This is a genomic window from Campylobacter sp. RM12637 (assembly GCF_020137645.1).
GTDB lineage: Bacteria > Campylobacterota > Campylobacteria > Campylobacterales > Campylobacteraceae > Campylobacter_E.
In genome coordinates, this window is sequence record NZ_JACGAV010000008.1 from 75,179 (window position 1) to 87,318 (window position 12,140).

Sequence of the window (12,140 nt, forward strand, 5' to 3'; positions counted from 1 at the left end):
TGAAAATAGCTCAAGTTTATTTATGAAGAAAACGAAAGGTTGTATTATGAAAAAAGTTATTTATTCGCTCCTTGCTTTGATTTTAATAATTGTTATAGGGGCTTATTGTGTGTTATTTACAAGTTTTGGAAATAATTTCGTAAAAAATATAGCAGAGAAAAAAATCAATGAAAATTCAAACATAGCAGTTAAAATTGAAGAATTTGAATTGAGATTTTCAACTATTAATTTAAAAGTTTTAGTTAATGGAATGCTTGAAGCAGCAGTTAATGGAGATTTTTCACTATTATCTCGCAATCTTAATATAAATTATGAATTAAATGGAAAAAACTTAGAAACCCTAAAAATCACCGACCCTTTAAACATTAAAGGCAATATAAATGGTAGTTTTAATAATTTTAACATAGATGGAAAAGGTGTTATTTTTACTAGCCCACTTACACTTGATGCAAATATAAAAGATTATTTTCCAACTAAACTAAATCTTAATGCTAATAATTTAGATATAGAAAAATTAAGCAAAATCGCAAATGTTGATTATGCAAGTGGATTTATCAACCTAAATGCAAATGTTGATGAATTTGATAAAGACAAACTTGATGCAAAAGCTTTAATTAATATTTATTCAGAACTTAAACTAAAACCAAGTATCACAAAAGAATTTGGAATTGACATTTCAAGATTTGGTAAAGTTATAATTGATTCTAAAAATACTTATAAAGCTAATGAAATTACTCCGAATATCAATGTAAAATCAAATATTTTAAATATTACAAGTGATTTTAAACCTATAAATCTTAATAAATTAGAAGTTCAAGGGCAATTAGTTACAAGCCTTACTGAATTAGCTTTCATAAATCCTAATTTAAATTCTGATTTGAAAATCACTTCGCAAATTGATTTTAAAAATAAATTAGCAAATATAAATTCTATAGTTAGTGGTAAAAATATAAATGCAAAAGATTTAAAAATCACTCACGATTTATCTAATAGCAAAACTGCAATTAATACTGATTTAAGAGCTAACGCAGGACTTTTAAAACTTAGTGGCGATGAGATAATAAATCTTAAAGCTAGTGCTAATTTAGATAAAAATGGTTTAGAAAATGCGAATGTAAATGGTTTATTATTAGGTGCAAAATCAGATATAAAAATGGGTAGAAATGATTTAGTAGCTAATATTGAAGGTCTAAAATCTCTAGCTTTATTAGGCTTGCTAAATCAAGATAAAATGTTAGATGCAAATATTAATATAAACGCAAAATTAAGCGATTTAAAAAACCTAATAGGCTCGGCAAATCTTAATATAAACGGAAAAACAATCCCAAGTTATTTCAAAAAAGAATATGATTTAGAACTTAATTCAAAAGTATTAGCAAACGCTGATGTTAAGCTAAATGGTGCTGATAATATCAGTTTTGACGCTAAATTAAATACTGATTTAGTAGATAGTTTTAATGCAAATGGTAATTACAAAAAAGGCGTAGCAAACGCAAATTATGATGCGAGTGCAAATCTAGCTAATTTTAATGCTTTACTTAATAAAAATATGAGCGGAAATGTAAAAGTTGATGGGAATTTAACTTTTGATAAGATATTAAATCTTACTTTAAACTCAAAAGAATTCTTTGGCGGTTCATTAGCTGCTAAGCTAAATGGGGATAAATTTAACGCTAATTTAACTAGCGTAGCTTTAGATAATCTTGCAAAATCTTTTGATTTAATTGATATTTATAAGGCAAATATCAATGGGAATTTAGATTATGATTTAAAAAATGCTAATGGAAAATTAGTTGCAAATCTTGGAAAAGGACATTTAAAATATCACAAAACTATAAAATTAATTAATACAATTTTAAATACTGATATTACCCAAGTTATTTTTGATAAAGGCGATGTATTAGTAAATATTAATAAAAATCTAATTGATTATAATGCAAAAATTAGTGCAACAAGTGCAAAAATTGAAGTAAATAATGGAACATATAATACTCTTACAAAAAGTATCAATGCACCTGCTCTTGTAGCATTTAATAATAATGAAATTAAAGGAACATTTTCAGGTGTAAATGATGATGTTAAATTCATTCCTGATACAAAAAATACTATAGAAAATGCTGTAAAAGTATTAGATAAAATAACAGGCAAAAATAATAGTGAAAAAATAAATGAAACATTAAAACCTGCTGAAAATCTTATTAAAGGATTATTTGGAGGTAAAAAATGATTGCAAGATATTCAAACCCTGAAATGTCAAGTATTTGGAGTGAAGAAGCTAAATTTAATGCTTGGCTAGAAGTTGAGCTTGCAACTTGCAAGGCGTTTAATAAAATAGGTGTAATTCCTAATGAAGATTTAGAAAAACTATATAAAAATGCTAAATTTGATATAGTAAAAATAAAAGAAATAGAAGAGCAAACCAAACACGATGTAATAGCATTTACAAGAGCATTATCACTTAATTTAGGCGATGAGAGAAAATGGGTTCATTATGGACTAACAAGCACTGATGTAGTAGATACTGCACAAGCAATTCAGCTAAAAAAAGCAAATGAAATAATAAAAGCTAATTTAGAAAATCTTTTAGATATTTTAAAAGAAAAAGCAAATCTTTATAAATATACTCCACAAATAGGAAGAACTCACGGAGTTCATGCAGAGCTTACTACTACTGGGCTAAAATTTGCTTATTTTTACGAAGAAATCAAAAGAAATTATGAGCGTTTTATAAACGCTAGCGAAGAGATTAGAGTAGGAAAAATTAGCGGTGCAGTAGGCACTTATGCAAATGTTCCACTAGAAGTAGAGCTTGATATTTGTAAAGAGCTTGGATTAAATGTAGCAAATATCAGCACTCAAGTTTTACCTAGAGATTTGCACGCAAATTATATAAGCGTGTGTGCGTTGATTGCAAGTGCACTTGAGCGATTTGCTACAGAGATAAGACACCTTGCAAAAACTGAATGCGTAGAAATGCTTGAATATTTTAGTGAAAATCAAAAAGGCAGCTCTGCAATGCCACATAAGAAAAATCCAATAGGAAGTGAGAATATTTGTGGTCTTAGCCGTGTGATTAGGGGGTATTTAATAACTGCTTATGAAAACATAAATCTATGGCACGAGCGTGATATTAGCCACTCAAGTGCAGAGCGAATTATGCTTCCTGATGTAACGATTTTGCTTGATTATATGCTAAAAAGATTTAGTTCTATTGTAAAAAATCTTATGATTTATCCTGAAAATATGAAAAGTAATTTAGATAAATCTTATGGATTAATCTTCTCTCAACAAGTGCTTTTAGCCCTTATTCAAAAGGGTTTAAGTCGTGAGATGGCATATGATTTAGTGCAAGGACTGACTAAAAAGGCTTGGAGCGAAAAGCTTCAATTTAAAGAATTATTAAAAAATAGCAAAGAAATTTGCGAAATCTTAAGCACCGAAGAGATTGAAAATGCTTTTTTAGTTGATTATCATCTTAAAAATATTGATAAGATTTATGAGCGTTTGGGATTGTAAAAAATAATAGGAATTTCAAATTCCTATTATTTATCTCATTTTAAAACTAATTTTTAGCTTTATTTGTTTCTTTAATAACTTTTGATAATTCTTTATATATTCTTATAAATATAATTTGTGAATTATTATTTTTCATTCCTATCTCTTACTTGCTTCATTTAATAAAAAGCTTAACTATGCTTACATTTAAAATATATTCATTACTTTTATCATCATAAAAAATACAAAAATTTAAAAAATATATATTTTGCTTAATCATTTAAATGATATTATATAAAAAATATATTTGTATTAAGGATATGATATGAAAGTAGAAGAAATAAAAACATTTTGTAAAGAAAACAATCTAACCTACAAAGAATTAGCAGAAAAAATTGGAATGAGTGAAGGGAGTTTAAGAATTGCAATTGCTACAAATAGAATAAGCACAAGAACCATAGCTGCTATGAATTTGCTAAAAAAAGTTTATAAATTAGAAAATGAATTAAAAGACTTCAGAAAATTAAAAGAAATCCTATCACGCTAATAACATTAAAATAATCTTAGAGTTTAAATTCCACTAAAAGATTAAACCAGCATTTAGCTGGTTTAAATTAGATTTTAAATTTACCCAATTCTTCATCAAGTTTAATAGTCATCTTAGATAAATGCTCACTTGCTCCTGCTACTTCTTCTACGCTTCTAGCATTTGAATTAGCGATTTTGTTAATTTGCTCAATTTGAGTTATAACACTACGAATAGTCTTAGCTATATCTTTATATTCATTTACGCTATTTTTATTAGCACTAATGCTTGTTTGAACGATTAAAGAGTTTTCATTAACCACTTCTTCTAATTGAACGCTAGATTTTGAAATATTTGAAATATCTTGAGCGTTCTTTTCCATTTCTCCACACGCATCATTTACTGATTGAACTACCACACCTATTGTTGTATTTATTTCTGCAAGGCTTTTTTGCGTTCTTTCAGCTAATTTTCTAACCTCATCAGCAACCACAGCAAATCCACGACCATGCTCACCCGCACGAGCTGCTTCAATAGCCGCATTTAATGCTAATAAATTAGTTTGGTCTGCTATATCGTTTATAACATTTAAGATATTTTTAACTTCTTCTGTGTGTTGGCTAGTTTGATTTAATTTATTTGATAATTCAGTAGTTTGTAAAGATTGATTTTCTAGCACTGAAACAAGTTTTAATATTTGATTTTTAATAATATCTAAATTATCACTAGCTGTTTCAAGTTGTTTTGAACTCTCTTCGGCGTGTTCAACGGTAACATCTATATCTTTTAATATAGCTTCTCCTGCCTTAGTAGCACAACCTATTATTGTAGTTTCTTCTTCTACTTGCTTACCTACTGCTAGTGAAGTTGAGCTTAATTCTTGAGCTACACTTGCATTTTCTGTTGAAGTTGATTTTGAATTAGCGATTAAAGTTTGGATTTTTTGTATAAAAGTATTTACATGCTTTCCTATTTGAGCTATTTCATCATTACCATTAATCGCAACTCTTTTTGTTAAATCACCTTCACCTACTGCTAAATCTTTCATCATTAAGCCTAGTCTATCAAATGGTCTAAACAAATAAACTAAAACCAATATAACAATACCAATAGTAACCACAATAGCTAAAACACTTGCGATTATTAGCGTTTTAAACTGATTGCTAACATCTTTAAATGCTATTTCTTTATTTATCGCAGCAGCAACTTTCCAGCCAGTTTCAGGAATAGTGCTAAAATCCATAATTTGCTTTACTCCATTTAATTCAAATTCTAATTTTCCACTATTTTTTGAATACATTTCATCAAGCATTGGTTTTAAATTAGGAAATACTTCTACTAATTTTTTACCTATTAATTGTTGGTCAGGATAACCAATAATCATTCCATAATTATCTAAAACATATAAAGCTCCACCTTCAATTCCAGCATTTTTAGAAAAATCAGAAACTTTATCTAAAGTAACATCAGCACCTAAAGCACCTTTAAAATTAGAGTTTTTATCGTATGTTGGAGAAACTACTGACATAACTAATTTTTTAGTTTGAGCGTCTTCATAAACATCAGTTACAAAAGTTTTATTTAATTGTTTTGCTTGTTTATACCAACCTCTTTGGGTTGCATCAAAAGGTGCTTTCCAACCTGTGCCATCATACATAGAGCCATCTTCAAATGCTAAAAATACCATAGGAGAATTTAAAACTCTAGTTTCATTTTCTAAGTAAGGCACAAAAGCTTCTTTAGAATTTGAATCAAACTTAGATAAGGTTTTAGCAGTCTCTTTAATGCTTTGTTCTGTTATGCTAATGAAATTTTGAATGTAATTTAAATTTTTATCTACAATATCATCTAAATAGCGTTCAATATTAGAAGATATGGTTTTACTACTAGTGCTATAACTAATGTAAGTTAAAACTGAATATCCAATAGCCAATAGCACAACTAAAGTTAAATAAATTTTATTTTTAAAACTCATTTTTTTTCCTTTTTTTATTAAAAATTCGGCGAGATACTAACACAAAAAATATAATAAAAATATAATTAATTGATAAATATAATTAAAATATTTATAGGTATTTGAGTAGTTTTTACACAAAAACTAGATAATTTTTCTCCTAATTACTATTTGTAACACTTCTTTAAGTCTTAATAGCTAAGATTTTTAAATCTTTTCAAAAAGGAATTAAATTGCAAGAATTATTAAAAAATTTATGGAATGATGAATTAGGAAATCTTGATTTTAACTATGAAGAAAATATTTTTAATCCCGAACTTGCCGCATTAATTTTATGTGCTAATGAATTAAATTATAAAGAATTATTAAATCTAAAAACATACAAACAATACCTAAATACTGATAGTTTTTTTGAGCTTAAAATGAAGCAAATTGCTGTTTTAAATTCTATTCACAATAATCTTTTAAATCCACTTGAAATAATCTTTTATCTTGAAAAATTAAAATTATTAAAAATAAAAGAAAATATCTTCACTTATCTTCAAAATACAAAAATAAATTCATCAAAAGAATTTAATAATAATTTTAAAAAAAGCCAAGATAAACTTGAAAATATTTATAAAAATTTACAACAAATTCTAAGCAATGAGCTTAAAGATAAGCTTGATGAGTTTTATACTCAATTAATTAGCAAAGATTATAAAATAGCTTTTAGCGGGATATTTAACGCAGGAAAAAGTAGCCTAATAAATGCTTTATTAAATCAAGATTTTTTAGGCGTATCAAACGCACCTGAAACGGCAAATCTTAGTGTAATTAGCTATGATGAAAATGAAAAAATAAAAGTAAATTTTTATAATGAAGCAGAATTTAATGCCTTAAAAACTCAAGCTAGTTTGAATGAAGAATTAAATAAAATCTTTAATATTGATTTTGTTGAGCATAAAAGCGTTGAAGTTAAAATCAACGAATTATACGATTATACAAGTGCAAATTCTAGCATAAGTATTTTTGTAAAAGATATTGAAATCCATCTAAACAACGAGTATTTAAAAAATAAAATAAATATAATAGATACTCCTGGTCTTGATGATGTAGTAATTAGTAGAGAACAAAAAAGCTTAGAGTTTTTAAAAACTGCTAATTGTGTTTTATACCTTATGACTTGCACTCAAGCACTTAGCATTAAAGATTTAGAATTTTTAACAAGTTTTGCTAAAAATAATCCTAATTCAAAGCTAGTTTTAGTGCTTACAAAAAGTGATTTAATAAGTATTGATGAACAAATTAAATTAAAAGAATATGTCAAAAATCGCTTTAACAATGAGCTTAAAAACCTAGATATTACACCTAATTATGAGCTATTTTGTGTAAGTGCTAGTGAATTTAAAAAAGACAATTCAAAAGGCGAAATAAATGCTTTAAAAGCTTATTTAAACGATGTTTGCTTTAATTCTACTAGCTCACAAGAATTTATAAATAGCATTAGCGAAAAATTTAAAAATCTAATTGATTTAGAAATTACGCTTTTAACCAATATAAACAATTCTTTAAAGCTAGATAAAAACGAATATATGAAAAATATAGAAAATCTACAAAACGAAAATGCCAAAAAGCTAGCCTTAAAACAAGAACTTGAAATATTGCTAAATGAATACTTAAATAAAGACTACAAAATCCAAGCACATGAATTAAGCTTTTTAGCAAAAAATCAAGCTGCTAGGATTTTTGATGAATTAAATTATGACAAAAATTACTCAAACGAAAAGGTAAGAAATGTAATTTTTCAAGGTTTTAAAGACTTATTAAATGGGCTTAACTCAAGTATGAGTAATAAATTCTTAAACGATTTTAATGAAATTAAAGCAAAGCTAAATATTACTAAAGATTATGAAATCATTTTTGATAAAAATAAATTACAAGAAATATTTGAAGAATTTGAAAAAATCATAAATAAACTTGATTTGCTAAGTGATAAAAGTGAAAATGCAATCAATAATAAATTAAATGCGATTTATTTAAATATAAATCTTAATTTTTTTAATTTTAGCGAGCAAAAACAATTAGCTAATGAGTTTTTGAAAAATGAATTTTTTAGTATTTATCATATTGAAAAAATCAATATAAATGAATTTAACGATGAAAATCTATTGAGCTTAAATACACAAAAAATAGAAAAATTATTAGAAATAAAAGAGAATTTAAAATGATAAAAAGTGTCTTAAAAGAATATAATGAAAAATATAATATAAGTTATGAAAAAGGCTTTTTAGGAGATTTAAAAACCTTAAAAAACACTCTAAAAAATCCTAATTTAATGCTTAGCAATAAACTAATTAATAATATTGATAATTTATGTAAGCATTATAATCTACCATTACAAGTTGGTGTGATAGGACAATTTAGTTCAGGTAAAAGCTCACTTTTAAATCTGCTTTTTAAAAAAGATATTTTAGCTACAGGGGCAAGACCTGTTAGCGTTGTTGCTACTTATATTAATTATGGTTTAAATGATTTAGTTTTAGCAGAATTTGAAAACGGCTTAAGCGAACTTACAAACAATATTGTAAATGACCAAAACGAAGAACTAAATGGGCTTAAAAGTATTAATATTTTTACAAATAACGAACTTTTAAAAGATATTACACTAATTGATACTCCAGGACTAAATGCAAATACTACCGATGAAGAATTTTCTAAAAATTTATTTAATTCTTTTGATGCTTTAATTTGGCTAAGTTTAGCTGAAAGTGCTGGTAAAGCTAGTGAAGAAAAGGCTATTAAAGAATTAAAACCAAATATAAAAAAGATTTGTCTAATTAATCAAAAAGATAAATTAAACGAAGCCGAGCAATTAAGATTAAAGAATTATTTAAATGAAGTTTTTGCTAAGTATTTTGAAAAAATTGAGCTAATTTCTTGCAAACAAGCAAGTGAAAATAATCCTGATTCAAATATTTTGGCCTTTTATGATTTTTTAAAAAATCTAAATAAAACAAGCATTAAAGAAGATAATATAAAAGCTTCTTTAAAAACATTAAATAATGAGCTTTTAGGAATTATTAGCGAGATTAAACTAAGCCTTGAAGAATTAGAGTGTAAAATTAAAAATTATTTAGAAATACTTGCAAAAAATGAATTTGATTATAGTGGCTTTAATGATGAGATTTTAAATGCTTTAAAGAGTATAGCAAGGACGATTGCTAATGAATTTATGACTAATTTTAAGGTAAAAAATGCTTATTTTTATACCCAAAATGATGGGGTGTTTCATAAAAATTGCTTTAATAAAAACGAATATTCATACAAAACTTTAAATCCTGATGATACATTTTTAAGTATTTTTTACAACAAAGATACGATTAATAAGCAATTTTTAAAAATTAGAAAAGAAATAAACGAGCAATTTTTAAACCTTTTAGATAATTTTCACAAGCCTTTAAAAGAATTTAAAAATGTTTTAAATATTGCTAAAACAAAAGAATTAGATAAAAACTACAATGACCTTGTAAATGCTGATTTTTACGCAATAGCAGATGATTTTTATAAAGCATTAGATGAGCTTATTATAAATGATTATGAAAAGGCTTTAAATAATTATGAGCTTAAATTAAATAAGCTTTTTGAAAAAATAAATATAAAAGCATTAAATAATTACGAAAACGCGGCTAAATTAAGCCTATCATTTTTTTATGAAAAGATTAATGCAAGTCGTGAATTTTATGAGCTAGATAGCAAACAATTTAAGCTTTATTTGCCTAGTGAAAATGAAATTTATCAAAGATTGCTTACTGATTGTAGTTTTTTTGAATTTGAAGAACTATTGATAAATAAAAAAGAAATCATAAAATTAAAAAATGAATATCTAAACGAGTTAAATACAATACTGCTAAAACATACAAGAAGCCTAGATAATAGACAAATTAAGCTAGATAATATTAAAGATATTATTTCAAATTCTTTTTTAACTTTTGGCATATAAATCATATTTTAAGTATAAATTCCAATATTTATACTTAAATTTTTAATGTAGTATTTTGTAGATTTGCAAAGAAAAAATCTAAAAAATAAGCAAAATTTCTTAATTATTAAATTTATTTTAATTAAAAAAACTAATTAGATAATCTAAAAAATTTACCTTTATTTTTCTTTTTAATGTAATATAAATGTAATAAATAAAGTAGGTGGTAAAATGAAAAATTACATTAGAGCTATTGAAATATTAAAAGAACTTGAAACATTACTTGATAATGATAGTGTGTTTTTGCAGAGTGAAGAAGATAGAATTAATGATGAAAAATTTATCAAAAAGGTAGCAAAAGATTTCCCAAATACTCCTTACGAGCAAATAAAACAAGAAATAATCACGCTATTAACAACACAATGTAACGAACAATATATTATATATCACAATAAAAGATATTTGCTATTAACACCTAGTCTAAAAGTGATTACATATATTTTTAGTTGTATTAATCAAGACAAACTAACTAATGTCAAAAAAATAGATTTTGAAAATGATGAAACTACTAATTTTTTAAATATCTGCATAGATATTGCTAGGAAATGTAGTGAAGAAATAAAATATAGAAATGATAAATTAAGAAGTTTATTAGGAGAATTAGGTCAAATCTAACTCCCCTAAAAATTATTATTTTCCTTGAACTGCTTTATCGTAAGTATCTTTAACTAATTTATGTGCTGCAGAAGTATTTACATATTTTAAAATATCAGAATCTACGTTATGATTAGCTCCATTTATAACAACATTACCTTTTAATATAGCTCCAACTTTATCAGCCTTCACTTCAAAATTATAATCATTATTGCTATCGCCTACTGTTAGTGTATAACCTGAATTTACATCTCTAATACTATTTATATTAAATTTTTGAGAATGTTTAACATCTTGAACCACTCCATTAGTTCTTTTAACATAGGTAGCATCTCCGATATTTTTATCAAAAGTTATCCTATAAATATTACCTTTCCCACCTCCATAAACTACATAACTATCTACTTCTTGCTTAGCGGGATTTAATTTAATTGAGCTTCCACTACCTGCATAAAAATATTCCTTATCTTCATCAGCACCTAAATATTTACTTTTATAAGTATCTTTATATTTATCAAATTCATTAGAAAAGTATTGAAATCTATTTTGCGGGTCTAATTGAGTATCCATCAAACTAGAAATTACACTTCCAAAATTAATTTCTGCTTTATTTTTATCTGCTTTTAAAGCAAAATCTTGATTTTTAATGCCATTAGAAGCATTTGCTTGTATATTATAAGTAGATGAGCCGTTAATAGGTGATATGGTTTTGTTATATACATCATAAGTTTGCTTATCATAAAAACTTCCTGAACTCTTTGCGTTTTCGTAATATATTTGATTTGCATATTTAAAATCAGCATAAAGTTTTTTAGCTTCATATGCATCTGCATAATAATAAGCAATAGATGAATTTTTAAGATTTAACTGCATTGCAGCTTTATTTGAACCATAATAAAATACCTTATTTAAATCTGATACATTGAAATAATCCTTATTTTTTTCAAATAATGTATTTGTAAAATTACCCCACTCTTTATCTATAGCATTATAATTGGAATTTGTGCTTGTGTCTTTTAACATAGAAAAACTATCATCTAAAATATTTGCTTCTAATTTTTCTTTATTAGCAGTATAACTTACTTTTCCATCATTAGCACTAAATTTTAAATCGCTATATCCATCTAAACCACTAATTGTAGTATCTGTTAAACTATATGAAAAATCTTCAACACTATTAGCATCATTTGTAGTTTTTAATATGTTTAGCTGATTATTTGTAACGCTAATTTTTTTAAAATCTGTAATATTATTACCGCTTTTAGTATTACTAAGGATATTTAAACTACCTTTTTTCACATTAAGCTCTGCAGCGTCTTGTCTAACATCGCCACTTCTTAGGCTAGTATTTGATGAATAATAATAGTTTTTATTGTCTGCATTTGAAAAATATTTATTATAAACAGGCTCACTAGGAACTATTGGCATATCTGGTTTATTTGTGTCATTATCATTATTTTCTTCATCTTCTTTATTATTATCAGAATTTTCATCATCTTCTTTTTCTAATAAAGCCACTACTTTATTATTAATTTCTTCTTTAATTTCAA

At 25.6% G+C, this 12,140-nt stretch carries 8 protein-coding genes and 1 pseudogene; 6 read left to right on the forward strand and 3 right to left on the reverse strand.

The genetic code is table 11. The annotated features are described in order from the left end of the window. The first annotated feature begins 46 nt into the window (after positions 1–46). The 3 genes from AVBRAN12637_RS05850 (at position 47) to AVBRAN12637_RS05860 (ending at position 4,042) form a co-directional block, all read left to right on the forward strand. Positions 47–2,227 (forward strand): hypothetical protein, encoded by a 2,181-nt coding sequence (locus AVBRAN12637_RS05850; RefSeq protein WP_336615484.1) that lies wholly within the window; start codon positions 47–49, stop codon positions 2,225–2,227. Continuing rightward, positions 2,224–3,516, forward strand: a complete 1,293-nt coding sequence (gene purB, locus AVBRAN12637_RS05855; protein ID WP_336615485.1) for an adenylosuccinate lyase — start codon at positions 2,224–2,226, stop codon at positions 3,514–3,516. Before AVBRAN12637_RS05850 ends, purB begins: the two co-directional genes overlap by 4 nt. Before the next feature lie 304 nt (positions 3,517–3,820). After that, on the forward strand, positions 3,821–4,042 hold the full coding sequence (locus AVBRAN12637_RS05860) for a transcriptional regulator (protein ID WP_336615486.1): 222 nt from the start codon (positions 3,821–3,823) through the stop codon (positions 4,040–4,042). 67 nt (positions 4,043–4,109) lie between these two features. Here the strand turns inward: AVBRAN12637_RS05860 and AVBRAN12637_RS09815 are convergent, their stop codons facing one another. Then, on the reverse strand, positions 4,110–4,700 hold the full coding sequence (locus AVBRAN12637_RS09815; protein ID WP_442862227.1) for a methyl-accepting chemotaxis protein: 591 nt from the start codon (positions 4,698–4,700) through the stop codon (positions 4,110–4,112). 267 nt (positions 4,701–4,967) lie between these two features. Next, positions 4,968–5,996 (reverse strand): annotated as a pseudogene (locus tag AVBRAN12637_RS09820) (cache domain-containing protein); the annotation flags it as partial. 212 nt (positions 5,997–6,208) lie between these two features. On the opposite strand from AVBRAN12637_RS09820, the gene AVBRAN12637_RS05870 reads away from it, so the two are divergent. The 3 genes from AVBRAN12637_RS05870 to AVBRAN12637_RS05880 all read left to right on the forward strand — a co-directional run bounded on the left by AVBRAN12637_RS05870 (position 6,209) and on the right by AVBRAN12637_RS05880 (position 10,611). Beyond that, entirely contained in the window at positions 6,209–8,185 is a 1,977-nt protein-coding gene (locus AVBRAN12637_RS05870; RefSeq protein ID WP_336615487.1) for a dynamin family protein, read from the forward strand. Beyond that, positions 8,182–9,957, forward strand: coding sequence for a dynamin family protein (locus tag AVBRAN12637_RS05875; protein ID WP_336615488.1), 1,776 nt, complete (start codon positions 8,182–8,184; stop codon positions 9,955–9,957). The genes AVBRAN12637_RS05870 and AVBRAN12637_RS05875 overlap by 4 nt, the downstream gene beginning before the upstream one ends. 210 nt (positions 9,958–10,167) lie before the next feature. Then, positions 10,168–10,611, forward strand: coding sequence for a hypothetical protein (locus AVBRAN12637_RS05880; protein ID WP_239803308.1), 444 nt, complete (start codon positions 10,168–10,170; stop codon positions 10,609–10,611). Between the two features lie 15 nt (positions 10,612–10,626). Here the strand turns inward: AVBRAN12637_RS05880 and AVBRAN12637_RS05885 are convergent. Beyond that, positions 10,627–12,140, reverse strand: a 1,514-nt coding sequence (locus AVBRAN12637_RS05885; RefSeq protein ID WP_336615489.1) for a hypothetical protein, incomplete at its 5' end; no start/stop codon positions are given.